Below are 26,814 nucleotides of genomic sequence, written 5' to 3' on the forward strand. Positions count from 1 at the left end.
ATAATAAAATTCATACCTAGATAAATGTCTAAAAGATACAGTTTTATTTGTTAAAAGAACAAATTATTGTGAATTGCTCCATTCCTTTGTCCAGATGGTGTAAAGTAGTAGAATGCACGTTCGTGTATGATAAAAGGAAAAAGGAGAATAAACAAGGCATGACAGGAAACACACACATCTTAGGCGGTATCACAGCAAGTCTTGCTTTTGCACAAGTTTCGGATTATGATCCAGTGCTTTTAGTTGGTGCAGGTGTCGTTGGAGCACTGCTACCAGACATTTGCCATGGAGGTAGCAAAATTGGTCGGACGTTTCCACTCCTATCAAAAGTGATTAATTCACTTTTTGGCCATCGTTCCTTCACCCATAGTTTGCTATTTTTATTTCTGATGGGAGCGTTATTAAATTCATTCGTGACCAATGAATCGGTGATAAAGGGCATTTTGGTTGGAATGGTGAGTCATTACATATTGGACATGGCAACTAAAAATGGCATTAAATTGTTATTTCCAATAAAAATGACCATTCGTTTTCCTATTACGATGACAACAGGGGGAGCAGTAGAGAATGGGGTATTTGCAGCATTATCACTACTTTCTCTGTACTTTGCATATGGAGCTCTTGCAACCTATTTTTGAAAGTTAAATGTAGTAACTAAAAGGCACCTTTAATCTGATGTCAGTCGGATTGAAGGTGTTTTATTTTCCTGTATTCTATGAAATAGTTTTGAATTATTAATGCGTTAGATAGAATAACATAACTCGTTAAAGTGCTTATCTTCATATTTAATAACCAATAGATTAGGATATTTTTATGCTAATTTTTCCGAATGGAAAGGAAATATGGTAACATTGTGAAGGGTTGTCATTTATATATAGAAGAGGGAGTGAACTAATGAAGAAGCAAAATTTGTATGCCAAGTTATTGAAAGTAACTGTAGCGGCATTCTTAGCCATTGGTGTAAGTGTTGCAACAGCGCCAATTAATTCACAAGCAAAAGAAAAGAGTTTTTCGGATGTTAGTGTAGACCAACATTTCTATGAAAGTGTAACTAGTTTGTCTTCAAGAGGTATCATTAATGGATACGAGGATGGAACTTTTAGACCTGGGAAAAATATAAGTAGGGCACATGCGGCTAAAATTATTTCGTTAGCGTTGGACTTAGATACAGTAAATGTAAAAAATCCTGGCTTTACAGATGTACCAAAAAGTCATCCGTATTATGGGCATATCGCTGCACTGGTAAATGCAGGTATCATTAAAGGATATGATAATAAAACGTTTAAACCAACAGCTAACCTAACTCGTGCACATATTGCCCAAATTCTTGTATTAGGATTTGATATGGAAGTACAAAAGCTTTCAAATCTTCCTTTTAAAGATATAAATAATAAACAATGGTACGCAGATTATATTCAAACACTATACTCTAACGAGATTACTACAGGTAAAACAGAAACAACCTTTGAAGCGAATTCATTTGTAACACGCGGTCAAGTCGCATCGTTTATTTACAGAAGTGAACTTGCAACTAATCAAAACCCGGGAAATGGAGAAGATTTTGAAATCATAGGTGTTGATTAAAATGAAAAAATCCTCTCAAGTTGTCATTGACTTGAGAGGATTTTTTTTTAGTGAATATAAAATAGTATATTAATATCAGGGACTAAAGTAATGATATTCATTTTTTGAAAAAAATTGCTAATAGACTAGGTTAATAGTATAGTAATGTATAGTACGGAAGTTTTTATATAGGAGGTATCTATTCAAGTATTTTTTTACTAACATGCTATTTATCGGCTCTTCTCGACTTATTTTAAGTATTTTCGACAGACCTTTCTGCATATTTCCCAGGGAATTATTCAAGACACATACATATTTTTTACTATATAAAAAGGAGCTAAATCAATGAAAAATAATCAAAAAATGAACAGACGCTTGCAATTAATGTTATTACCACTTATTGCTTTTATGCTTGTTCTCTACACAGTAATGCCATCTGTTGCATTTGCTACTGACCCGAAATTAACGGTTGATGCAACTACTATGACAGAAGCGAATATTGAGACTGGAAACGCAAAAATTGTTCTTGATTTGACAGATGCCGAATGGGTTGACGACTTTACAGATGCTAAAAAACTTGCTCTGATTAATGCGTTGGTAGCGACAAATCAATCAGAACAGTGGGAACAAGTAAAAAATTCGATACCACTTGGAAATATTGTTCGAACAGACATTGATACCGTAACAATTTCAATTCCTTCATTATCTAGTTATCACCTTACAGCGAACCAAACTATTTCGCTTCAATTACCTTATCAGTTATTAAAAGAGGATGTGAATTTACCAGAAAGTTCCTTTGATATTATTGCATCACCTAAAGCCCTAATCTCAGGTTCTGCAACGCCTACCGTATCACAGTCAGACATCTTAAAAGGTGGTAAAACGATTGAAGTTACGTTAGTCAATGCAAAATGGATTTCCAATATCGCATCAAATACAGCGAAACGTGAGGCTTTACTTAATGCATTTAATTTTGGTGATTCCTATAAAAATATTATAAATGCTAATGCAAAAGTAATAAGGACTAGTGATACTGTCGTAACCATTACATTGCCTGCTATTCCTGATTTCAGAGTTTCAGGAGATTCATTTGCGGTCAAATTGGATCCTAATGCAACATGGGCTACTCCTAGTATTGACACGACACAAATAGAAGCTTTTCATGTTACACCGATTACTGACCTATCTGCTACTATTTCGGGGTCAGCTTTATCAAACATCAATGAGTTTGATATTGTAAAGGGTGAAAAGACTATCATGATCACCTTGAAAAATGATGTATGGGTGAAAGATATTGCTTCAAAAGCTGGACTTTTAATGAGTGGATTCTCCGATAAACAATTGAATGCGAAGTCAATCGTAAGAAAAAGCGATACAGAAGTAGAAATTACTTTAAATGGTAATTCTTACGATATTGATACAGATAGTATTGTTAGCTTAACAATTGATCCAAGTTTATTAACATTCTCGACTAAACAGTTAGAAGTTCAACCAACATTTAAAATCCTTGCAGTAAAAGCTGATGTATCTGGAACTGCATATCCAACACTAGACCCTTCAGACGTAATAAAAGGTAAAAAAACAATTGTTGTGGACCTTAAGAATGCCGAGTTTGATATTTCTAAGCCAATTACGGAGTATATCAAAATATTACAAGGATCATCAGCGGTAACTTCAGCACTAACTGTGAAGGATGTTAAGGTTACAAAAAACAGAGTTACTTTTACATTACCGGCAGTTCCTAATTTTACTTCTACTGGAGTAAATAATTTAACGGTGGAGATCCCACAAAATTTGATTACTGGTGCAAATAAATCAATAAAAGCTGACAAAGTAATTTCTATAGGACAAACCGCAACTGCTTCTCTTGGTGGTGCTAATGTAATGATTGATACAGATATTGTAAATGGCGGAAAAGCAATTACGATTACACTAGGAAACGGTGCTCAATGGGATCCTACTATTACGTCGAACAAAAGTAAACAAGCAGCTTTATTAAAAGGCTTCACTACATCAGATCAGACAAAAGAGTGGGCAAAGGTTATTGCAGCTTTCAAGTCTTCAGGTAAGTTCGAACTATCAGGTTCCACTTTAACGATTACTCTACCAGCTGTTGCTGGGTATGCAATTATACGAAATCAAGATGTGAAAATTACTATTCCAAAATCGGTAATAATAAGTTCTAAAAGTGACGTGGTAGTTTCGGGGAATTTATTAATCACTTTACCATCACTAGGAAACATAACGATGACTTTTGCTGAGTTCTTAGAAGGAGATCTTACAGATGCTATTATTAAAAGTAGTCGTTTAATTGTACCTAAGAAAAACGTAGAGTCTATTTCTCTCAATACAATTGATGTAGCAAGTACAGGAACAAAAAATAGTAGTATTACAACTATTGAAGTAAAAACAAGTAGTGTTGTAAAAAAAGTTGCAGTGACAATAGGTGGGGTAACGAAAGAGGTAAGTGGAAATAATAAATTTATTTTTGTATTCCAAAACCTTGATAAAAATAGCGAAATGAAAGTATCTGTTTTTGGAAATAGTAACGAACAGTTGCAAGCAGATATTTATAAGAAAATTGCCAAAGGTAGTAAAACGTATAATGAGTTACCTAAAAAAGATTTAGCAGGGTCCTATTCTCTTTATCCAATTCTTACAGAAAAAAGTTTAATGAAAGACATCTTAAAATATTATTCCATAGACGACTTGAAAGTCCAAAGATAAGGAGAGAAAAATAATCATGAATGTAAAAAGATTCTTGTATTCTTTCCTAGCTGCCCTTTTGGTTGTTGTATCTTTTTCTCAAATGCCAACTTTGGCGGAGAAGTGGGATTATAAAACAACTGAAGATGTTAATAAAGTGTGGAAAGTTCGTTTTAACGCACAACTGGATTCCAAATCTTTAACGAAAAGTAATGTATATGTAACTGATGGTCAAAATGTGCATCCAACTACTTTTTTAACTTCTAATAATGGGTACGTAGTAGAAGTGAAGCCAACTACTCCTTATCAAGTAGGAAAAGAATATCAATTGGTAATAAAAAAAACAGTTCAATCTTCTAAAGGAAAAGCATTAAAAACTGCAATCGAAGTTCCCTTCAAAATAGAGGATTCCAAGCTGAAGATTAAATCAGTCCAAAGCGAGACAAATAGCTACTTTACGACACTAACAGTTCAATCCAGTGCTGACGTATATAGAGTTACTGTTGGTGGAGTAGACATGGTTTATCAAGGAAGTAACAAGTTTACTTCTACTTTGTTAGATACGTCTGCGGGTACCACTGTTACCATCATTGCTTATGATGAAAATAACAAACAACTAGAGACGAAAAAATATACAGTAAAATAATTTTATTAATAGAGAAAGACCAAATGGATTCTGGATGAATCTGTTTGGTCTTTTATTCTATAGAGACATCAAAAATACTGTAAGAGCAGCTGTGGTAAACATAAATCTGAGTAGATGCTGTTAAAATTACTAGAAAGTTGTCCAGTAGGTTTATCTAGCTTTGCACTGCAAAAAGACTAAATGGATTCTAGAGGAATCTACTTAGTCTTTCGAATTTATATTATAGTGAACTCTTCATTATCCAATAAATGCTGCAAGCTCCTGATTGAACTTGTCTAATTCGCAGTAGAATAGACCGTGGCCACTGTAATCAAAAGGAATCAATATCGAATTTTTAATACTTGCGTGCATTAATTCGCCTAAAACAAAAGGACATACTTTATCTTGTCTTCCATGAAAAATCGCAGTAGGCACTTGGATGCGAGGTAAGTCATTCCGTAAATCTTCGTCACGAAGGGAAACTAAACACTTTGCTGTTGCGTTCCCCGATGCCACTAATCCAAGCCCTTGAAACCATTCTTGAAAGCTTTTTGTTAAATAACGTGCGAAGAAGGTGTCCCCGAAGTCGCTTACCATTTTCGGACGATCTGTATAGGTTGCATCTATTAGTGTATTGACTTCTTCTATCGTTTTTCCATAGGGGAAATCAGGACGCTGTGTGAAAACAGGGGCTGCAGCTCCGAATAGAGCCAGTTTTGAGACTTTATGTCCTCCATGTCGAGTCATATATCGAATAGAAATGGCTCCCCCCATTGAATGCCCGGCCAGTGTAATATCCTCGAGCTGTAGCGTATCGATAATGACCCGAATGTCATCAGCCAACCGGTCATATGAGTAACCATCCCACGGTCGACATGACTTTCCAAATCCGCGAATATCAATACCAATGCATCGATAACCAAATGCTGGAAGATGATCAAATTGATACTCAAACATCTGATGATTTGCCGGCCAACCATGAACAAATAAGATGGTCTTAGTCGAAGCCGGGTTCACATCCTCCACATAAATATTCACACCTTTTTCCACTTTCACGTAATAGCCCATCCATACCCCTCCCATATTAAGCCGATTTACTACTATATGAACTTATTATTATCTTTATGCGAGGTTGCCATTTGCTCATAACGATAGCTCATAACGATAATTATTACAGTGGTGTTACTGGTGCCAGGCACCAGTAACATACCTGTAACGATCTTATGCATTATTAATATTTTAGGGACACGTCTAGTATTTTCTATATATTTAAAAAAGTTAGTATAATGTAGTAGTAACTTTAATTATTTGAAAAAAGGGAGAGGAGAAAATGATGAGAAAAGCGTTAGTTTTAGGGGGAACACGATTTTTTGGAGTGCATCTAGTAGAAGCCTTATTGGAAGAAGGATTTGAGGTCACGATAGGGACTAGGGGGAAAATGGTTGATCCATTTTCAACTAGAGTAAATAGAATTGTTTTGGATCGATTGAATTTGGTAGATTACAAGGATCAGTTGGAAGCGGAAGAGTGGGACATCGTTTTCGATCAAATCTGTTATTCTTCCCAGGAAGCTTTGGACGCTATCGAAGTATTTAAGAATAACACAAAGAAATATGTATTCACTTCCTCTAAGTCAGTATATGACGAAGGGGATGCAGAAGTAGGATACGTGGAAGAAGACTTTATTCCTGCAGAGCATACAATTATTCAAGGGCCGAAAGAAGACTTTACGTATCATGAAGGGAAACGACAAGCAGAAGCTGTATTTTTTCAAAAAGCTCCTTTCCCAGTAGTGGCAGTGAGATTTCCAATTGTTATAGGTTTAAATGACTACACGAAGCGTCTTCATTTCCATATTGAAAAAATAGCTAATCAAGAAGAAATTCATCTTGTAAATCCAGATGCATCAATCGATTTCATCTCGGAGGAAGAGGCTGGTCAATTCCTAACATGGATTGGTCTTTCAGATTTCACTGGCACCATTAACGCGACTTCTAATGGGAAAGTAAAATTAAGTGAAATGATGACTACGATAGAAGAAAAGGCAAAAACATCTGCCATCATTACTTCTACGCCAAATGAATCTAATGTCTCTCCCTTTAATCTTTCTAAGACTTGGTTGATTAGCAATGAGCGTGCAAGAAAATTAGGTTTTCCATTTAGAGATTTGAATGCGTATCTTCCATTATTGATTGGGGATGCTTTGGAGAGAATAAAAGGAAGATAGATTTGGAATGATAGGATTTATTTAAAGTAACTAGATGTCCCGTTGATATCAGTAATGGGGGAGAAGTGGATATCCTTTATTTTCAGGGGTATGTGAAATTAGGCTGTTGTTTTTTAGAAGCATCTATTTTGTGAAGAAAATCGGCCAGACTCCTGCGGAAAAATGGGCTGCCAATAACCCGTAACGAGTTTATAGGGACAAACCCTGCATTCGCCACATCAAATAATGAAGGAGTTTTGGTAATGTGAAGCGAAGGTTATTTTTCTTAGTGATGTGCATTTTTTTACTGCAAGGTTGTTTGGGAAAGGAAAAGAGAGAGAGTGATTATGAAGGAGTGGATAATGGGATGAAGAAAGAGCAATTTTTACAAGCGGTAGAGGAGAAGGATGTTCATTTGGTTCAAGCATTAATTGCTGATGGGGTAGAAATTAATGGGCAAGATGCACAAGGTCGAACTGCCATCATGATTGCTACTTATGGAAATGATGTGGAAACTGCAAAAGTGTTGGTGGACGCAGGAGCAGATGTGAATATTCGAGATGAGATGAAAAATAATCCGTTTCTGTATGCAGGGGCAGAAGGATATTTAGAGATTTTAAAGCTTACCATTGCAGCGGGAGCTGATCCGGCCATTACAAATCGATACGGCGGAGTTGCTCTCATACCAGCTTCAGAACATGGGTATGTAGAGGTCATAAAAGAACTTCTTTCAAATACTTCGATTGATGTGAATCACGTAAATAATCTTGGGTGGACAGCACTGTTGGAAGCAATCATTTTAAATGACGGGAATGAAAGACAACAACAAAGCGTCCAACTACTAATCGACCACGGAGCAGACGTCAATCTAGCAGATGGTGATGGGGTCACACCTTTACAACATGCACGAAAAAGAGGATTCCAAGAGATAGAAGCAATCTTAATGGAAGCTGGAGCAAAATAAGATCGATTTCAGATGGGAAAGTACGGAGGGAGTATTACGGGTGCCAGGCACCCGTAATACTTCTGTAATGAAATTGTGAAATTTATCCACTTCAGATCATTTGTTTTTTGAAAGTAAAAATATTTTGTGGAATTGGTTGCGCTTAGGGTAAAGTAAATGAAAAAGGAAAGAGAAGGGGTTACGTATTGAAAAGGTTTACGGCATTTTTATTGGCAGCATTTTTATTTGTATTTAGCGTGAGTACTCCTGCTGTACTTGCGGAGAATGTGAAAATAGATTATGTAGCATTAGGTGATTCTTTAGCATCTGGACATACGCCATATGGAGTAAAAGTGGGTAGGGGCTTCACAGATATGATTAGTGAAGAACTTGCTAAGAAAGAAATGCTCGCTTCGTTTACAAAGGACTTTGCTACTTCTGGTGAGACAAGTGATGGATTGTTGCATACATTAAAACGGGATGATGTGCAACAAGCATTAAAAAAGGCAGAGCTAGTCACGATTATAAGTGGTGCCAATGATTTTATAGATGACATGTATAATCCAGCAGATGAAAGTATTAATTTTGATCTAACTAGAGCGACTACGCTTTTAAATACGGTAGCGGGTAATCTGACCACCGCAATTAAACAGGTGAAAACTATAAATCCTGAGGCAGATATTTATTTATTTGGTTATTACTTTCCACTTCCGCATTTAAAGGATGCGGCGTCCAAACAACAATTAAAAACTGCATTTACTATTGTAAATAATCGTTTAGCAAGCATTGCAAAAAATGAGGGGATTCGCTTTATTGATGTAGCATCTACTTTTGATGCAAACGGTGCTTCTTATTTAGAAAATCCTAAAGATATTCATCCGAATGAAGCGGGATATCGAGTAATCGCCAATCAATTTTTTCTTCAATATAGCATACCTGTAAACGGTGCTTTTCCAAATCCCACTGGTGAATGGGGAAGCAAAATAGATAAAACAGAGTTAGTAGCAGCAGACAAGCAATGGACCGTGACTTTAAACAAAGAAGTAAATCCTGCTAGTGTCCTAGGTTCGATTTTTGTGGTGAAGGATGGTACACAACTTATGAACGTAGCGCTCGAAGTATCCAAAGATAATCCAAAACAAATTATTGTAACTGCCCCTAAGCAAGGCTATAAATCAGGTCCCTATCAATTAATGATAACCAATAAGTTAACAGACAAATCTGGTAAACCTCTTCTTAAAAGCGTGTTAGTGAATTTCAAAGTGAAATAGCAGGATGTTGAAAAGAAAAATAAGAGCTGTCGAGCTTTGCATGTTCGACGGCTTTTTTCTATTAGGTATGAAGGTAGAAGGGCTAAATAGGTTAGAGGAATAAAATGGATTTTTAATTAAGTAAATTGTACTATTAAGGAAAGATGTAAATTCTTCCTTTGAAAGGTGTTGCAATTTGTTAATTTATCCTTTTTTAACTTTCTTATGGTCCTCCTTTATTTTGGTTGCGATATGCACATTTGATGCACACGCCTTTTTATATAATCAAGTTGTAGGTTTCACCTTTCAGACAAACCCCAATTTTTCGGAGCTGTTTATTATCAATGATATGAAATTAACAGAAAAATTTTATGTAATTCAAAAAACAGGTCATATGATTTGTTTTGCCATTCTATATGTTCTCCATCTACTTTGGGTGAGGAAATATGGAGTTGCATTCGTATTAACGGTCATTTTTGCCGCTTTTACGGAGATTCTGCAGCTTTATTTTTACCGAAATGGAAGATTGGTGGATGTTGCTATTGATTTGGTGGGTATCAGTTTCGCGTATTTGATTTGTAAATACTTTTGAATAAGTGATTGATTAAGATGCAATAATCGTATCTAATTATTGTTAAGAGTTATATGTCATATTGGTCAAGGAGATTCTAAAGCATGATTTTAAAGATAAATAGATTTTTAGAAAAAGCGATGCCGTTTTTTATTCCAAGTAGTGTTGTAATTGGTGTGCTGATATCAGATTATATCGTGGACTTTTCTTATTTAATTCCGTGGATTTTTGCTTTTATGACGTTTACAGGAAGCCTTAATTCAAATTTTGCATCATTTAAAAATGCCGTTTTACATCCATTTCCGATTTTTATTGCTCTTATTGTCTTACATATTGTCATGCCTCTGATGGCTTTGGGAATTGGTCATGTTGTGTTTACGGGTGATATTTATACGATTACTGGTATGGTTTTAATGATGTCCATTCCAACTGGAATCACTAGTTTTGTGTGGGTATCGATCAGTAAAGGTAATAATACGTTAGCCCTAACGATTATATTAATCGGAGCTTTGCTATCGCCTTTTATTGTCCCGTTAACGATGTCATTATTGGTCGGAGGAAATGTCCAAATAGATTCCTTTCATATGATGGTAGGATTGTTTTGGATGATTGTTATTCCTTCTATTATCGGAATGACTTTAAATCAGGTGACAAAAGGAAAGGTAGTAAATATTTTGAGTGCTCGGCTATCACCGATTTCTAAAATTGGCATGGGAATTGTTGTCATGTTGAATGGAGCAGTCGTGGCGCCTTATTTATTAGATGTCAAACTTAAAGTAGTGGGAATTGCCTTTACGGTTTTGGCAATTGCTTTTTTAGGTTACGTGATTTCCTTTTTAGTTGCAATTTGGTGTAAGCAACAAAAAGAAACGGTTATTGCTTTAACATTTACTGGTGGAATGAGAAATATAAGTGCTGGAGTGGTGTTAGCAATTACTTATTTCCCTGCACCTGTGGCTGTTCCAGTTGTATTAGGAATGCTTTTTCAACAAATTTTGGCTTCTATATTTGGTGTATTATTAAACAAATATTATCGAAAATTAGAACTGGATGATACCATTATTAGCGAGAGTTAGTAAATGGGTGACTGAACTATTATTCTAAATAAAAAAATTGCGCATATACATAATAGAAGTGCCAAGAACCAAGGAGTTTTCTAATTCCGATTGGTTCTTGGTATTTTTATTAGGGGTAAAGGTGCTTTTTTGATTATTATTATCGGTAAAATTTTTTGAATATTATGTACTTTTATAGTGTTGATTATGCTAAAATGTTTCGAAAGAGATTTATTATGAACAAATTCTGATTTGAGCAGTGGGATTGGGAGCAAATTTTCTATTAAAAGGGGTGTTTTCATATATGGGTCAAATAAAATCGATGGAACTTTTTGAGGAATACGCGTTCAAAATGATGGAAAAACACTATATCCCAGGTGTAGGAATTGGTATTAATAAAGAGGGAAAACGCCTATATGAGCAGGATTTTGGATTTCGAGATGTAGAGAAAAAGCTACCGGTGAATGCAGATACCGTTTTTGGAATAGCTTCTATGACAAAATCATTTACATGTGTCGCTATTATGCAATTGCAAGAATTGGGGAAGCTATCCGTACATGACAAGGTAATAAAGTACTTACCGGATTTTCGTACAGCAGATATAGAAAAAACGAAAGAGATTACGATTCATCATTTGATGACCCATACAGCTGGACTTCCTCCCATTTCGACCCATGTTTATGCTAGAAAACGTAGCATTGACCAAGATCCTTCTGCAAAAGACTATGGATTAGATTTGGTTAATCATCCGGGAGCAGCTATTGATACGTATGAAGAGATGCTCGATTTTATAGCCAGGCTCGACGTTAAGCTACTCGGAGATCCTGGTACTGCTTATAGCTATTCGAATGATTCTTATGGTTTACTTGGAATTATCGTTAGTAGGGTAAGCGGACAAGCATATGAAGAATATATTACCGAGCATATTTTGCAACCGGCTAATATGCAAAATAGTTTTTTTGATATTACGAATATAGATACCATGGATAATATTACAACGTTATATGCCGCTAAGCATTCCGCAGATGGCGTGGAGGTATATGCAGCTCCATTATGGTGGGATGCTCCTTCGATGAGGGCAGTTGGTTATCTCAAATCTTCTGTGAATGATATATTGAAATTTTTGGAGATCTTTCGGAATAAGGGTGTCGTCGGTGAAGAGCGTATTTTGACTGCTGAAAGTGTCGACCAAATGATTTATCCTCATGTAGAATTCGAAAAAGGAAGATTTTATGGGTATGGTTTACGCATTATTCCAGATTATTTTGGCACAACGTTCATTAATCATGGTGGAGGTTTAAAAGGAGTTTCCTCGTTTATGGGGGTTATTCCTGAGAAGGGTTTGTCGGGAGTGATTTTAAGTAATTTATCTGACGTTCCTACAGACAAGCTATTGATGGGTGCACTCAATGTGTTAGAAGATAGAGAGGCTAGTGCCACACATCTTCACTTCGACAGTTATCAAATGCAAGAGGAAGACTTGATGTCATTTGTTGGCACTTATAAATCTGGTGAGGGAATGAAAGTCGTTGTGGAAGTAGTTGACAATCAACTTGCTATCATTTCTGGAGTGACAATAAGTCCATTGCGATGTATTGGAGAAAACTTGTTTATTGTGAATGAAGAAGATAGAATTCAATTTTTACCGGATCCAACTGGAGTGATAGATCGTATTTTTTATGCGTCTAGACAAATTCTTAAAGTAGCTGAGTAATGTAGAAGAAAAGGAGATTATTATGAAACCGATTATTGGTATTTCATCGAACCTAAAGGAACATGTACTTAGTGTACCTACTTATAATATTGATGCTATTACGCAGTTCGGAGGTGTTCCTATTGTTCTCCCAAATGTCAAAGAGGATGTCATCGAATCAATTGTCGGGATGATAGATGGGCTACTTTTAACTGGAGGAGGAGATATTGACCCAACTTTATTTGGAGAAGAGCCTCATCAACGGCTTGGAAGTATCGTGCCGGAGCGAGACGTGTTTGAAGTAGCACTTATCCAAAAAATGCTGGAGCTAAATAAGCCAATATTGGGGATTTGCCGAGGAGCTCAAATTATCAGCATCGCTGCGGGTGGAGATATGTATCAAGATATTTATACGCAGACCGATGTCCAGCTAATTCAACATGATCAGCAGGCGCCTCGCTCGTATGCATCCCATTTTGTGCAAGTGACAGAAGGCTCCTTTTTAAGTAGCATCGTTGGAGTGGAGAAGTTTAAAGTAAATAGTTTTCATCACCAAGCTGTCAGAAATATGCCTAGTGGATTTGAAGTGAGTGGAATTGCGAGCGACGGAATCATTGAAGCGTTTGAAAGTAAAAATCATGCATTCGTTTTAGGATTGCAGTGGCATCCGGAATGCTTGCTTTTAGAAAATGATTCGGTTTCGGCTTCTATTTTTAAAGCTTTTATTGAAGCCTGTGCGAAATAATTTAATTTGTTGAAAGCGACTGTTTATTGACAGTCGTTTTTTTTGGTTGCGGTTAGGGTGGAATTGGTCTCGGTTGCAGGTAAATTGGTCTCGCTCAGAAGCGATTTGGTCTCGGTTACAGTAATTTGGTTGCGATAAGCCATTTATTGTAAATGAAATCTGATTCGTGCAATGATTTAGCTTAGGGCGACAGTTTATTTTCAGTCGTTTTATATTTGGTTGCGGTTAGGGTGGAATTGGTCTCGGTTACAGGTAAACTGGTCTCGCTTAGAAGCGATTTGGTCTCGGTTAAAGTGATTTGATTGCGATAAGCCATTTATTGTAAATGAAATCTGATTCCTGCAATGATTTAGCTTGGGGCGACTGTTTTCTGACAGTCGATTTTTTTTTGGTTGCGATAAGCCATTTATTGTATAAGAAATCTGAACTTTATTTATTCATGAAACAAGCTGAACTGGGAATCCTATTTAAAGTATTAAAAAAGGAGGTATTTTGTTTGATTCACTGGATTAAAATCACCTTTTCCATAAGTGTCCTATTTTTTCTCTTTGCTTTCACTGTTTTAGCAGAAGAAAAAGTGCCGTCGAGAGAAGAAATTTTAGAAAATCGGATGGATTATTATATTAAGTATTCTACGGATACCTTACCTTGGTATTATCTGGCTGCGGTGGATCAATATGAACGGAATATTCAAGAAGTCCGCAATGATATACCTAAAAGCGAAGGTGTAGTTGCTATTCAGTTTTCCGAGGACTTTTGGACTGGAGTACTGAATCCGTTAAAGAATGATACGGATTTAACCTCGATTGTTTTCTTTGCTGGTAATGGAGTTGATGGTAATAATGATGAATTGGCCGATCGAGTAAATGACGATGATGTCATGTTGACATTGACTCAATATTTAAGTGCTCGTGTTCATTCCGAAAGAGATTTTAAAAAGGCTCTTAAAGAGTATTATGTGCGAGATATGACCGTTAATCAGATTATGACCAATGCTAAAATTTACAAGCATTTTGAAATGTTGAATTTGGATAAGCGTGCTTTTCCTCTTTCTATTCGACACGATTATAGTTATCGCAGTACTTGGGGAGATAGAAGAGGCTGGGGCGGACGTCGAATGCACGAAGGTACTGATTTGTTTTCCTTTAGTGGAGTTCCTGTGAAGTCTGCTACATATGGTGTGGTAGAAACAAAGGGGTGGAATGATTATGGGGGCTGGCGAATTGGCATTCGAGATGTAAATAATACGTATCACTATTATGCCCATTTATCGAGTTTTGCGAAAGGAATAGAAGAAGGGGACATTCTGGAACCTGGTTCAGTCATTGGTTATGTTGGTAGTTCGGGATATGGGAAGAAAGGGACTTCTGGTAAGTTTCCTCCTCATCTTCACTACGGTATGTATAAATATAATGGGCGGACAGAATGGGCTTACGATCCTTATCCTTTATTGAAAAAATGGGAAAGAGAAGAAAAAAGTGCAGTTAAAAAGCAATAAAATGAATCCAGCAGCTAAGTGGTTGCTGGATTTTTTAGGTTGCTACAAAGATTAAGTATAACCAATAAATGTGTTGAAAAAGCACGAATGCGTATAAGAAAAGGGCAGCAGCAATTAATAACTGCAAGTACCTTTTCGGTTCAAATTTCGAGATTAAATACATAAATAAGAGGGGAAGGATAATTTTTATGGCGTAAAATCCAGGTACACTGGTTTCATATATGATTCGCATCAAGGGATTTGCTTCTGAGATGTAGTTGTTACTTATACCAAAATCAGTAACAATGCTATCGAAAATAGCAAGTGTTAATAGAAGGAATGTAATGTTGAATGATTTGCTCCGGGTGGGGAGATGTAGCTTTATATCCACATAATTGAACTCCTCTCTGTAAGTGACAAATAACTAGGTGCTTGTGCTATTATGTTGAATTTTGTGTTAAATTATACGTAATACTTTACATATTTATTCAACAAGTAAGTGTTATTAATAGGTTTGATTGGATTCAAAATCATAAAAAAGGAGTGTGATGAAGTATGAAAAACACTATTTTTGTTTCTTCGTGGAGTGGTGGCAAAGATTCTGCGATGGCGTATTATCGTGCTTTGAAATTAGGGATGACCCCGAAAAAGATTTTGACGATGTTTGAAGAGGATGGGGATATTTCCAAATCACATGCGCTTCCTCTCGAAGTTGTTCAAGCGCAAGCGGAACGGCTTGGGGTGCCTTTATTCATCAAAGAGACAAGTTGGAATTCGTATGAAAATCAATTTATTGGTGCAATGGATGAGTTTCGGGATGAAGGAATTACGCATGGTGTCTTTGGGGATATTGATATAGAAGAACATTTGGAATGGGTGCAGAATACCTGTGCAAAGTCGGACATTGTCGCTGTACATCCTTTGTGGCAGGAGCCTCGAAGAAACATTGTGGAAGAGCTGCTGGACGCTGGTTTTGAAGCATGGATTGTTGTGGTAAATACATCCATGATGCCGGCGAAATATGTTGGAAAGCAGTTTACGAAAGAGATTGTCGAAGAACTGGAAGCAGCGGGGATTGATTCGTGTGGCGAAAATGGAGAGTTTCATACGGTTGTCGTCGATGGACCGATTTTTTCTAGTAGGGTTCCTGTGGTGGTTGGAGAGCTAGTAGAAAGAGGAGATTATGTTTTCGCGCCGGTTTTATTGAATAAAAAAAGTTAAATTTTTTTCGATTATTTCTTCCTAAAGAGGGAATCTTATAGAAGAAAATACATACCATCATGAAGAGTGTTGGAGGCTACTTATGAAAAAAATGAATAGAGGAATCGTAACTGCGTTATCCGCAATTGGTATAGCACAGGGATTAAAGATACTGACGCATAAAAAACTTACTGGAAAATGGGATATGAAACAAGCGTTTACAACGGGGGGAATGCCAAGCTCCCACTCTGCAGGGGTTTCAGCCTTGGCATCTTATGTCGCTGCAAATAAAGGGACACGGCACACGGAAACAGCACTTGCCGTAGTGTTTGGTGTAATCGTCATGTACGATGCGCAAGGGATTAGAAGGCATACAGGCGAAATCGCGCAGTTGGTCAACGATTTAGAAGATAATGTGGCGGCTTTGTCAGGAAACTTCCCGAGTTTTGAGTATGTCCAGAGAGAAGTGGAACTCAAAGAACTTCTGGGACATCAACCAGTAGAAGTCGCAGCAGGTGCACTGTTAGGAACAGCATTCGGTTTACTTTGTGCAAAGATAGAAAACGATGAGAAAAAGTATAGGTAGTGGATTTGAAACCCCATGAGTCATTTTGACTTGTGGGGATTTTTTGTTACAAGAATTTACGGCTGCGTGGTATTACTACAGGAGTGTTACTGGTGCCAGGCACCAGTAACACTTCTGTAATAAACTGAATCTGAACGGTCTAAATAAAAATCAGAACCAGAAAATTTGCTTGCTGTTTACTTCCTATTGCTAATGAGAGGTGAATAATTTAAAGTTAAGAGATTGTGAGTATTTGGAGGAAACAGGATGGAACTAATTAAAATGCCAGTTCATGTAATTTTGGGCTTTGATATACATACAAGAATTTTGATTCGAAATTTGAAATCAAAAGGTGTTAAAAATATTTGTGTGCTAGATTATGATCGAGAAGTAGAAGGAGAGCAGCATGATTTTGTGTTTTTCTTTACACCAGATGAAACATTAGAATATATACAGTTGTTTGAAAAAAAGGTGTTTCATAAATACATGGAAGCAGTTGTTTAATTAGCTACTTGCAGAATATGAATAATGCAGTTATAAGGTTAGTGGAGCTATGTTTTAAGGACTGATAAATAGGTAAAAACCCAAGTTGGAGTAGAATGTCCGACTTGGCTTTTTTTATTTTGTGTTGTTAGAATATGTTATCTTTTCTCCATCTTCTTTTTTAATTTCTAATTGAAGTTGGTGTACTATTTCTCCTTTCGAGACAGTAAAGCCTATACTTTTTTATCGCCCAAAAATAAGCTATATAAAACAACATAGTAGAAAGATGTGTAGCAGGTGGTGGTATTAGTTCTTACAAAGACATCTTTTTTAGGTATACTGCCTTCAAAGATTTTTCTTAGAAAATGGATATGAGAAGATTGAGGAATAAACGTTACAGAAGTGTTACTGGTGCCAGGCACCAGTAATACTTCTGTAACATCAGAGGAAGTGGAATACACTAGGAAAAAAGGAAACATTAAAGAGTGCTTAGTGTAAAATGGAATTAAGGAATTGAATGATTATGTTGTTGGGTTTTGGGATATTGGGGTAAAGAACTAGTGAGAAGATTGTTATTTAGAAAGGATGATTTAGTTGGCAGGGTATAAGGAGATTACTTCGGTTGAGGATTGGAAGGTTGTCTTGGAGGAGTCGAAGGAAAAGGCAGTGTTATTGTTTAAGCATAGTACAACTTGTCCAGTTAGTGCACGAGCGTATGGGGAGTTTACTTCGTTTAATTCGCCCGTGAAAACGTATTTAGTGAAGGTGATTCAAAATCGTGCGGTGTCTAATGAGATTGAACGTGATTTAGGCGTTCGGCACGAGTCGCCACAAGCTTTTTTGATTAACAAAGGGGCAGTTGTTTGGAATGCGTCGCATTGGAAGATTACAAGTAAGGATTTAGGAAAAGCAGTGGAATCTATCTAGGGGAGGTGTAGAGAGAATGGCTGGAGAACAGCAAGCAGCTGTTTTCGGAAAGTTTTCTACACTCATTAAACCATATGCCAAAAATCGTTTAATGTATTTAAAATATATAACTCAAATTTCTATCGACCATGGGTTGTCGACTAAAGAAGTAGCGACGATTAATTAAAACGTTTGGGAGTGTCCAACAAGCAGTGGAAAGTGTGAAAGTGTTTTAATTCATAAGAAATAGAAATCCAATCCCTCCTTGAGAGAGATTGGATTTATTTTATTTTTTGGATCTGTTTAACGATCATGTTGTTGTGGAAGAAAATCCACTCGCTTTCCGCGGACGAATGCCAACCTCTTCACTCGCAAGCTTGTTGTGGAGTATTGGTAGCCCATCTTTCCGCAGGAGTCTCGCGGATTTTCGTCACAAAATATATTCTTCTAAAAAACAACAATCTAATTTAACAGAGCCTATTTTATCCAACTTTCCATTTGTTGGTCCATTTAATCTAGGTTTTACTTTCATATAAATGGAAGTATAATAGTTTTGAAAGAAAGATTTTTCTGATAATTAAATGTATTAAGCACCGATCTCTATTATTTAATCTAAGGGGTATTTGAGAGATGTTTGTTACGGAAATTATCAAAAGCTTGCCTAGGAAAGCAAGTGGATAAGTACTGAAAAATGCAATGCAAGAAGGATAGGGGGAAATTATGTGAATTCAGTTTTTCTAGTAGACGGAGCAAGAACAGCTTTCACGAGCTTTGGTGGTTCTTTTGCCAATGTGAAAGCGGATGATTTAGGAGTAGCGACAGCTGTCGAAGCTTTGAAACGTTCTAAGGTAGATGCAGATCAAGTTGATCATGTTATCTATGGAAATGTTATTCACTCGAGTACAAATGCGGCGTTTTTATCGCGGCATATTGCGCTAAAAGCAGGTGTGCCGATGGAGGTCCCTGCATATAATCTGAATCGTTTATGCGGTTCGGGTGCACAGGCTGTAGTGTCTGCTGCGCAACTGATTTTATTGAACGAAGCAGAAATCGTTTTAGCTGGTGGAGTAGATAATATGTCATTGGCTCCTTATGCGAATTTTCATGCCCGATTTGGCGGTGCGAAGCTTGGAACGATTGTGTATGAAGACATGGTGTTAAGCACGTTGAATGATGAGTATATCGGAAGCGGCATGGGAATGACGGCGGAGAAATTAGCGGAGCAGTATAACCTATCACGAGAAGAGCAGGACGAGTTTGCTCTTTTAAGTCAGAAACGTGCAGCGAAAGCGCAAGAGACTGGAGTATTTTCAGAAGAGATTATTGCAGTGGAAGTTCCCACTCGAAAAGGGTTTGTATCTGTTTCAGCAGACGAACATATTAGAGGAGATATGACGTCGGAAAAACTTGCTTCCTTGAAACCATCTTTTATAAAAAATGGGACGGTTACAGCAGGAAATGCTAGCGGAATCAATGATGGAGCAGCTTCTGTTATTGTGGCTAGTGAAAAAGCGGTAGCGGAGCATGGGTTAACTCCGATGGCGAAGATCATCTCGTGGGGTGTGGCAGGGGTCGATCCTTCTATTATGGGAATTGGTCCAGTACCCGCTATTCGACAAGCATTGGAACGGGCAGAGCTACGATTAGAGGATATGGATTTGTTTGAAATCAATGAGGCATTTGCTTCTCAATATTTAGCAGTTGAAAAAGAACTTGGATTAGATCGGGAAAAGACAAACGTCAACGGTGGTGCGATTGCGTTAGGGCATCCCGTTGGAGCGAGCGGTACGCGAATTCTCCTTTCATTAGCATATGAATTAAAAAGACGTGGCTTAAAATACGGAGTGGCTAGTTTGTGTATCGGCGGTGGCCAGGGGATTGCGGTCATTATTGAAAGTGTGTAGGGAGTAACAAGGTATTTACACAGTATAATTTTATAGATTGATAAAAGGTATCTTGCGAGGCTATTAATAAATAGTTTTGAAAGATACTTTTTTATTTGGCCCCGTTAACTTAGGTTGTTATTACGGGAGACTGGTAATGCGGGTGCCAGGCCCCCGTAATGAAATTGATATATAAATGTAATGGATGAAAAATATCAAACTTTTGCGTGAATTTGATATTTACATTTTCCTTATTGTTAGTATAATTATTAGTGAATAATAATCTGATAATTGAAGGAATATGTTCATTTTGGTAATGGGTTAATATAGAAATATTATAGAATTGGGGTTTTTTAAGCTTGCGTACATAGTAATTTTTATCTTTAGGAATGAAGTAAGTAATCCGTTATGTTTGATAGTCTGTGGGAGGTTTCGTTGATGAAAATTGGTGTTTTAGGTGCTGGGACAATGGGTAATGGCATTGCGCAAGTGATGGCTTCAGCTGGATATGAAGTTATCCTATGTGATGTGAACAAAGAAATGCTTGGTAAGGCTGCTAAAATGATCGATGCTAATTTATGGAGACTATACAAGAAGGAAGATCGAGATTTTAATGAAATTGGCCAAGTGCTTTCTCGGATTACGTTTACGGCGGAGAAAAATGCCCTAGTTGATATGGATGTTATAGTCGAAGCAATAGTCGAAAATATCGATTGGAAGAAAAAAGTGTTTGCTGAGCTGGATGCAATTTGTGAGGAGAAGACTATTATTGCTTCTAATACGTCTGGTCTAAGTATTACGGAAATTGGAGCTGCCACAGATCGAGCAGATCGTGTTATTGGTATGCATTTCTTTAATCCTGTTCCGGTGATGAAACTAGTCGAAATTATTCGAGGTTCAGACACTTCGAATGAGACTTACGAAATAATTGCTAGATTAGTGCAGAAGATAGGCAAGGAAAGTATTTCTATTGTCGATGCACCTTTGTTTGTTGTGAATCGTATTCTTGTGCCAATGTTAAATGAAGCTATGTTTGTACTTGGAGAAGGTATTGCATCTGCAGAAGATATCGACAAGGGCATGATGCTTGGAACAAATCAACCAATTGGACCATTGGCGCTAGCTGATTTAATCGGTCTTGATACGTTACTTTCGGTTGCAGAAACTTTATTTGAGGAAACAGGAGATTCAAAATATCGTGTCCCTCCTTTACTTCGAAAACATGTACGAGCAGGACATCTAGGCAGAAAAACTGGTCGAGGATTCTATCAATATAACTAGTTCCAAAAACCGCAATCCTTTAAATCAAGGAGTTTGCGGTTTTTTTTTATCTTCATATTACAGAAGATTTACGGGTGCCTGGCACCAGCAATACTTTTGTAATATGAAAGGGATGAACTAAAAAAACGCATGTTATTCGATTTTATCGAGTATCATGCGTTTTATATGTATGAGAGGTCTAGGGTGGTGAGTAGGCTATTTTTGTATTTTTACTTTTATACTTTTTAGTTGTGAAATGTTAATCGTGTACTGATTTTCTGTAACTACAAAGGTACCACCGTTTATTTTGTCTTTTTTTGCTTTACGGAGGTCGGTGTCGGTTTCGAATACTAAGTCATGCCCACCTTTAAAAGTTAAGTAATATTTAAACTTCTTCATTTGACTGATACTTCCCAAATTCTCCCACCCCTTTTTATTGGAGTATATCATGCGAGGAAAATTAATTTCAATAGATTGTGTAAAAGTTCAAAATATTGTTGAAATTACTTAGTTTCTGTCGATTATTTAGATAAAAATAGGAGTTATGAATGATGTAGTATATAATGATGGGATGGAGAAAATAATTAATATAAGAACATAAAAGGAGTTTGGATAGATTGAGTAAAAAGATCGTCACAAATGAGTTGCCAGAGAATTATGAGGAACTAAAAAAAGCAGCAAACCGCACGGCAAATTGGAAAGCGCGTTATGATGCTGTCGAGGAACTGGGCAGGTATAATACTAGTCAAGTAATCGATGTATTAAAAGTAAGAGTAGCAAACGATCCAGTGTACAAAATTAAAGAAGCAGCACACCGCATACTCCTTGAATTTGGAGAAGACGTTCAATTACCAAAACAAACAAAGTTTGAAGTTATCAAAGGTGCAAATAAAGTATTCGTTCGAGTGAAAAAAAGCTTACCAGCTGGTCATACATTTGAGGAATTTTTAACGAAATTGAAAAGAATGCGAATCGATGTGTATGATGCATACGAAGGCGAAAAAGGCGACAATTTCAAAACATGGCTTGAAAATGAATGGGCTAACTTGAAATAAGCATTTTAGCTAGAACAACTAGAAGTTTTGTTGCAAAAATATTACAGGTGCCAGGCACCAGAAACATTTTTGTTACATATAAATAAGCAAGGAGGGCGATCGTTCAATAGACGATCGTCCTCTTTTTTTATGCTCTAGGTGCCACAGGAAGTGGCGCACTTTACAGACCTACCCCATCCCCATTTGCCTTTCGGAGGCCTGCAGGATGCAGGTCATATAGTCGTTGCGAAATGTTCTTTTATTTTGCGCAGGAGCACCACGATGTCGCGAACTTAGACTGTATTCCTCTAACATAGGCGCTTGTGCTTATGTTCTTTAGCTACCAGAAGCTACTTTTGCAGAAATTCTTTTACCGGTTTCGATTACTTTAGTTCTTAGGTATTCTAGACGTTCTTCTGTGAGGTTGAAGCTGACGACACCTATGCTGATGGCACCAATAACTCGGCCAAAGCCGTCTTTTATAGATACAGCAATTGATGACGTGCCTTCCGTTCTTTCTGAATGGCTTATGGCAAAGCCTTGTTTTCTAATATCCTCCAGCGTTTTTTGGAATTCGGCAATTTTATCAGCAGGTAACAACTGAGGTAAAATAGCGATTGATTTGTCTGTAGACATCGCGGCTAGCATGGCCTTGTTTGCTGCACCGATGTTCATTGGGATACGTAAACCGAGTTGGTCATAAATTCGAATCGGGTTTTTTTCGCTGTCGATTCTTTCTACGATGATTGCTTCATTACCAAGTGGCTTGTTTAAATAGACGCTTTCCTCAACTTCTTTGGACAATCGTTCTAATTCTGGTCTAATTTTGCTGACATAATCGATAGATTCATACACTTGCAGTCCGTATTCCAGCCAACGTATTCCAAGTCGATAGGTTTTAGAACGTTCGTCTTGTTCGACTAGCCCTTGTTTGATCATTGCTTGCAGGAGTCTGTGCATCGTACTAAGTGGAAGCTCACATTGCTTAGATAAATCTGATATGGTAACGCCATTTTCCGTTGAGTGAGATGCTAATACTTTTGCAACGGTCATGGCTCGGATGATAGATTGCATATAATACACCGCCTATTTTTATATATAAATAAAAAAGTTTTCTTAATATATTGACATTATATCATGGAGCATCTATATTTTAAATATAAACTTTCCGATATACGGAAACGTTTTCCGCTCAGTGGAAAATGTGGTGAGTTATTAAGGTGCCAGGCACCCACACAAATTAGACACTATTCAACCTATTTAATATAGTAGGGGATTGATAGATAAAGGAGATAATGGAGATGAATCAATTATTATGGGATACACCGGAGAAACTTCGCGCGTTGCTTTGTGAGATTGTTAGTTGGAATAGTATTACGTTGACGGAAGGGGAAACTACTTTTGCTCCGAAAGCGCTTGATAAGTTGAGAGAGTTGAAGTATTTTCAAGAGCATCCAAGTCATTTGCAGTTACATGATGCAGGTCTTGGTAGACATGTTGTCACGGGTTTATATAAACATCCTGAGGCGACGGAGACGGTTGTGCTCATTAGCCATTTTGATACGGTTCAGACGGAAGAGTATGGTGTATTAGAACCGCTTGCGTATTTTCCAGAGGAATTAACGAAGAAGCTTATGGAGAATCCAACCGATTTACCAGAGTCGGCTCGAATTGATTTGGAAACAGGCAAGTATTTATTTGGCCGTGGAACAATGGATATGAAAATGGGACTGGCTCTGCATATGCAGTTGATAGAAAAAGCAAGTGTAGAAGAGTGGCCAATCAATCTTATTTTGACTACAGTTCCTGATGAAGAAGTGAACTCTGCAGGTATGCGAGCAGCGGTTACGCAGTTAGTACGTATTCGTGAAGAATTCGGATTGACGTATAAATTATTTTTAAATAGTGAGCCTTCGTTTTCTCAAAGCCCAACGGATATTCATGAATATATTTACTCTGGAACTATTGGGAAAATCATGCCTGCAGCTTTGTTTTACGGGAAGGAGACTCATGTTGGAGAGCCGATGAAAGGAATGACGGCGAACTATATTGCATCTTATTTGACGCAGCGTATGGAATGGAATCCTTTATTTTGTGAGACGGATCTTGGAGAAAGCACTCCACTACCGGTTTCATTGCAGCAAAAAGATTTAAAGATGTCCTATTCGACACAAACTCCTTATCGTGCGGTTGCATTGTATAATGTGTTTTTATTGAAACGAACGGCTTCGGAAGTTATGGATTTATTCGAACAAGTGGCAAATGAAGCAATGTCTGCTTTGAACGAGGACTACCAACTAATTTGCGACCGCGAGCAAGTAAAAGGTGTAGGTAATGTGAAAGTTCTTCGCTACGAACAATTACTTGCATATGCGAATAAAAAATTAGGCTCAGAAGAAGTGGAACGCTTGAAACGGGAAGCGCTTCAGCATGATGATTGGGACGATCGAGAAAAATCACTACGCATCGTAGACAATCTGATGATTCAGTGCCAAGAGCTAGCACCTGCAACGGTAATCCTATTTGCACCACCATATTATCCAGCAGTTAACACGTCTAATCATCCACTTGTAAAAGAGTTGGTAGAGCTAATGAAAAAATCTGCACAAACGTTTAACAACAAAATCGATCAAATCCACTATTTTAATGGCATTTGTGATTTAAGTTATGTAAATTATGAGGATGACGGAAACGGATGGTCTGCCTTTGAAAGTAACACGCCGGTATGGGGTGACACGTACAGCATTCCATTTGAAGATATGGCGCAGCTAAAAGGACCTGTACTAAATGTTGGCCCATTCGGGAAAGACGCACATCAAAAAACAGAGCGCCTTCACGTCGATAGCGCGTTCGTCGAAATGCCAGTTATGCTAGAAACACTCATAAAAAGTTTATACTAATAGTTAAAGTGACTCCCAAGTTCTAAGTGGAGTCACTTTTTTTGCTTTTATTACAGAATTGTTGCGGGTGCCTGGCACCAGTAACGCTCCTGTAATATCGTTCAAAAAGTCAGGAGTACGCTAGAACATATTCGGTTAGGTTAAAATGTATAATTATTAACAAAAGTTTATAAAAGTTGAATGGATATGAGATTTTGGAGATAATAGTAGAATAGAATAATGACTAAATAATTCAAGTAGAAGTGAGGGGTGGATATGGATTTGTTGAATGGAAATAGTGTGGAGCAGAGAAATAGAGCCAATGATTATGTGCATGAAGTATATGAAATGGTGAAGAAGCGCAATCCTGGGGAGAAGGAGTTTTTGCAGGCGACTCGAGAGATATTTGATTCGCTTCGTCCTGTGTTTTTGAAGCATCCTGAGTTTATTCATAATGGGATTTTAGAGCGTATAACGGAACCAGATCGAGTAATTACGTTTCGTGTAGCTTGGGAAGATGATGTTGGAAAGGTGCAAGTGAATCGTGGTTTCCGCGTTCAGTTTAATAATAGTATTGGACCTTATAAGGGTGGGATTCGATTCCATCCTACTGTTAATAGCAGTATTATGAAGTTTTTGGCTTTTGAGCAGACCTTTAAAAATGCGTTAACTGGACAGCCGATAGGAGCAGGGAAGGGTGGTTCTGATTTTAACCCTAAAGGGAAATCAGAGCGCGAAGTAATGCGGTTTACGCAAAGTTTTATAACGGAATTAAGCAAATACATTGGACCAGATATGGATGTGCCGGCAGGAGATATTGGCGTTGGTAAAAGAGAAATTGGCTATATGTTTGGGCAATATAATCGCTTAAAGGGTGGTTATGAGGCTGGGGTTTTCACAGGAAAAGATCCCAACCATGGCGGAAGCTTAGGTCGAAAAGAAGCTACAGGCTATGGCACTGTTTATTTTGTGGAGGAGATGCTGAAGCAGACAGGGGATAGTTTTGCTGGCAAAAATGTCATTGTTTCCGGTTCAGGAAACGTTGCAATTTATGCGATGGAGAAGGCAATTGAATGTGGTGCCACAGTATTGGCATGTAGTGATTCAGGTGGATATATTTATGACCCAAATGGGATTAATGTAGAGACTGTAAAACAAATAAAAGAATTCACGAATCAACGAATTCAAGATTATTTAAAGTTCCATAAAAATGCTGTTTACTATGAAGGTTGCAGGAATATTTGGTCGGTAGTTTGCGATATTGCTTTGCCGTGTGCTACACAAAATGAGTTGGTAGAAGAGGATGCTAAATTACTTATTCAAAATGGAGTAAAAGCAATTGGTGAGGGTGCGAATATGCCTTGTACAGAAGAAGCGGTTCTTGCATTCCAAGCGAAAGGTGTTTTATTTGGACCAGCAAAAGCTGCAAATGCAGGAGGAGTTGCTGTTTCTGCCATGGAGATGTCTCAAAATAGCATGCGTCTATCTTGGTCATTGGAAGAAGTGGATGAGAAATTAAAACAAGTAATGAAGAACATTTTTGAAAGTTGTCATGAGGCTGCTGCAAGTTATGGTTCTCCTGGTAATTTAGTCGTAGGTGCAAACATAGCAGGGTTTCTAAAAGTGGCCGACGCAATGGTTGCGCACGGCATTCATTAATAGAAGAGGGGGCTTTCGAACGTTTTTCCAACGTTGGGATGCCCCTTTTTTAAGCTCTGTTAAATAAGGCTATTGTTCTTTAGAGTATATTTGCGGTAGAATCCCGCGGAA

General features: G+C 37.4%; 25 protein-coding genes. 22 read left to right on the plus strand and 3 right to left on the minus strand.

What is annotated here, in order from left to right:
• Nucleotides 1-158 precede the first annotated feature (158 nt).
• The 4 genes from MHB48_RS04035 to MHB48_RS04050 all read left to right on the plus strand — a co-directional run bounded on the left by MHB48_RS04035 (nt 159) and on the right by MHB48_RS04050 (nt 4,915).
• Entirely contained in the window at nt 159-638 is a 480-nt protein-coding gene (locus MHB48_RS04035) for a metal-dependent hydrolase (protein WP_342600273.1), read from the plus strand.
• 256 nt (nt 639-894) lie between these two features.
• Nucleotides 895-1,584, plus strand: coding sequence for an S-layer homology domain-containing protein (locus tag MHB48_RS04040; protein WP_342600274.1), 690 nt, complete (start codon nt 895-897; stop codon nt 1,582-1,584).
• Nucleotides 1,585-1,908: 324 nt separating this feature from the next.
• The gene (locus MHB48_RS04045; RefSeq protein ID WP_342600275.1) at nt 1,909-4,290 is read left to right on the plus strand and encodes a hypothetical protein; all 2,382 of its coding nucleotides are present in this window, start codon (nt 1,909-1,911) and stop codon (nt 4,288-4,290) included.
• Nucleotides 4,291-4,306: 16 nt separating this feature from the next.
• Nucleotides 4,307-4,915, plus strand: a complete 609-nt coding sequence (locus MHB48_RS04050; RefSeq protein ID WP_342600276.1) for an Ig-like domain-containing protein — start codon at nt 4,307-4,309, stop codon at nt 4,913-4,915.
• Nucleotides 4,916-5,152: 237 nt separating this feature from the next.
• Here MHB48_RS04050 and MHB48_RS04055 read toward each other — a convergent pair whose 3' ends face one another.
• On the minus strand, nt 5,153-5,962 hold the full coding sequence (locus MHB48_RS04055) for an alpha/beta hydrolase (protein WP_342600277.1): 810 nt from the start codon (nt 5,960-5,962) through the stop codon (nt 5,153-5,155).
• A 265-nt stretch (nt 5,963-6,227) separates the two neighbouring features.
• Between MHB48_RS04055 and MHB48_RS04060 the strand changes: the two genes are divergently transcribed.
• The 15 genes from MHB48_RS04060 to MHB48_RS04130 all read left to right on the plus strand — a co-directional run bounded on the left by MHB48_RS04060 (nt 6,228) and on the right by MHB48_RS04130 (nt 21,152).
• On the plus strand, nt 6,228-7,121 hold the full coding sequence (locus MHB48_RS04060) for an NAD-dependent epimerase/dehydratase family protein (protein WP_342601296.1): 894 nt from the start codon (nt 6,228-6,230) through the stop codon (nt 7,119-7,121).
• Between the two features lie 346 nt (nt 7,122-7,467).
• Nucleotides 7,468-8,064, plus strand: coding sequence for an ankyrin repeat domain-containing protein (locus MHB48_RS04065; RefSeq protein WP_342600278.1), 597 nt, complete (start codon nt 7,468-7,470; stop codon nt 8,062-8,064).
• A 185-nt stretch (nt 8,065-8,249) separates the two neighbouring features.
• The gene (locus tag MHB48_RS04070; RefSeq protein ID WP_342600279.1) at nt 8,250-9,314 is read left to right on the plus strand and encodes a GDSL-type esterase/lipase family protein; all 1,065 of its coding nucleotides are present in this window, start codon (nt 8,250-8,252) and stop codon (nt 9,312-9,314) included.
• Between the two features lie 175 nt (nt 9,315-9,489).
• Nucleotides 9,490-9,885, plus strand: a complete 396-nt coding sequence (locus MHB48_RS04075) for a VanZ family protein (RefSeq protein WP_342600280.1) — start codon at nt 9,490-9,492, stop codon at nt 9,883-9,885.
• Nucleotides 9,886-9,968: 83 nt separating this feature from the next.
• Entirely contained in the window at nt 9,969-10,940 is a 972-nt protein-coding gene (locus MHB48_RS04080; protein WP_342600281.1) for a bile acid:sodium symporter family protein, read from the plus strand.
• Between the two features lie 283 nt (nt 10,941-11,223).
• Nucleotides 11,224-12,633 (plus strand): serine hydrolase domain-containing protein, encoded by a 1,410-nt coding sequence (locus tag MHB48_RS04085; protein WP_342600282.1) that lies wholly within the window; start codon nt 11,224-11,226, stop codon nt 12,631-12,633.
• A gap of 22 nt (nt 12,634-12,655) precedes the next feature.
• Nucleotides 12,656-13,357, plus strand: a complete 702-nt coding sequence (locus tag MHB48_RS04090) for a gamma-glutamyl-gamma-aminobutyrate hydrolase family protein (RefSeq protein WP_342600283.1) — start codon at nt 12,656-12,658, stop codon at nt 13,355-13,357.
• 496 nt (nt 13,358-13,853) lie between these two features.
• The gene (locus MHB48_RS04095) at nt 13,854-14,855 is read left to right on the plus strand and encodes a M23 family metallopeptidase (protein ID WP_342600284.1); all 1,002 of its coding nucleotides are present in this window, start codon (nt 13,854-13,856) and stop codon (nt 14,853-14,855) included.
• Nucleotides 14,856-15,389: 534 nt separating this feature from the next.
• The gene (locus tag MHB48_RS04100; protein ID WP_342600285.1) at nt 15,390-16,055 is read left to right on the plus strand and encodes a diphthine--ammonia ligase; all 666 of its coding nucleotides are present in this window, start codon (nt 15,390-15,392) and stop codon (nt 16,053-16,055) included.
• Between the two features lie 82 nt (nt 16,056-16,137).
• Nucleotides 16,138-16,620: a divergent PAP2 family protein gene (locus tag MHB48_RS04105; protein WP_340918084.1), complete on the plus strand. Its 483-nt coding sequence runs from the start codon at nt 16,138-16,140 to the stop codon at nt 16,618-16,620.
• A 246-nt stretch (nt 16,621-16,866) separates the two neighbouring features.
• Nucleotides 16,867-17,103, plus strand: coding sequence for a hypothetical protein (locus MHB48_RS04110; protein ID WP_340918086.1), 237 nt, complete (start codon nt 16,867-16,869; stop codon nt 17,101-17,103).
• A 573-nt stretch (nt 17,104-17,676) separates the two neighbouring features.
• On the plus strand, nt 17,677-18,009 hold the full coding sequence (ytxJ, locus tag MHB48_RS04115) for a bacillithiol system redox-active protein YtxJ (RefSeq protein ID WP_342600286.1): 333 nt from the start codon (nt 17,677-17,679) through the stop codon (nt 18,007-18,009).
• 16 nt (nt 18,010-18,025) lie between these two features.
• Nucleotides 18,026-18,175 (plus strand): hypothetical protein, encoded by a 150-nt coding sequence (locus tag MHB48_RS04120; RefSeq protein WP_342600287.1) that lies wholly within the window; start codon nt 18,026-18,028, stop codon nt 18,173-18,175.
• Nucleotides 18,176-18,710: 535 nt separating this feature from the next.
• Nucleotides 18,711-19,892, plus strand: a complete 1,182-nt coding sequence (locus MHB48_RS04125; protein ID WP_342600288.1) for an acetyl-CoA C-acetyltransferase — start codon at nt 18,711-18,713, stop codon at nt 19,890-19,892.
• A gap of 387 nt (nt 19,893-20,279) precedes the next feature.
• On the plus strand, nt 20,280-21,152 hold the full coding sequence (locus tag MHB48_RS04130) for a 3-hydroxybutyryl-CoA dehydrogenase (RefSeq protein ID WP_342600289.1): 873 nt from the start codon (nt 20,280-20,282) through the stop codon (nt 21,150-21,152).
• Nucleotides 21,153-21,347: 195 nt separating this feature from the next.
• Here MHB48_RS04130 and MHB48_RS04135 read toward each other — a convergent pair whose 3' ends face one another.
• Complete coding sequence (locus MHB48_RS04135) at nt 21,348-21,530, minus strand: hypothetical protein (RefSeq protein ID WP_342600290.1); 183 nt, start codon at nt 21,528-21,530, stop codon at nt 21,348-21,350.
• Nucleotides 21,531-21,748: 218 nt separating this feature from the next.
• Between MHB48_RS04135 and MHB48_RS04140 the strand changes: the two genes are divergently transcribed.
• On the plus strand, nt 21,749-22,186 hold the full coding sequence (locus MHB48_RS04140) for a HEAT repeat domain-containing protein (protein ID WP_342600291.1): 438 nt from the start codon (nt 21,749-21,751) through the stop codon (nt 22,184-22,186).
• A gap of 315 nt (nt 22,187-22,501) precedes the next feature.
• Here the strand turns inward: MHB48_RS04140 and MHB48_RS04145 are convergent, their stop codons facing one another.
• Nucleotides 22,502-23,239 carry an IclR family transcriptional regulator gene (locus tag MHB48_RS04145; RefSeq protein ID WP_342600292.1) on the minus strand — a complete coding sequence of 246 codons (738 nt, stop codon included), beginning with the start codon at nt 23,237-23,239 and terminating at the stop codon, nt 22,502-22,504.
• A gap of 227 nt (nt 23,240-23,466) precedes the next feature.
• Between MHB48_RS04145 and MHB48_RS04150 the strand changes: the two genes are divergently transcribed.
• Nucleotides 23,467-25,065, plus strand: coding sequence for a M20/M25/M40 family metallo-hydrolase (locus tag MHB48_RS04150; RefSeq protein ID WP_342600293.1), 1,599 nt, complete (start codon nt 23,467-23,469; stop codon nt 25,063-25,065).
• A gap of 255 nt (nt 25,066-25,320) precedes the next feature.
• Nucleotides 25,321-26,703, plus strand: coding sequence for an NADP-specific glutamate dehydrogenase (gdhA, locus tag MHB48_RS04155; RefSeq protein ID WP_342600294.1), 1,383 nt, complete (start codon nt 25,321-25,323; stop codon nt 26,701-26,703).
• Nucleotides 26,704-26,814 lie beyond the last annotated feature (111 nt).

Source organism: Psychrobacillus sp. FSL H8-0483 (assembly GCF_038637725.1).
Classification (GTDB): Bacteria; Bacillota; Bacilli; order Bacillales_A; family Planococcaceae; genus Psychrobacillus.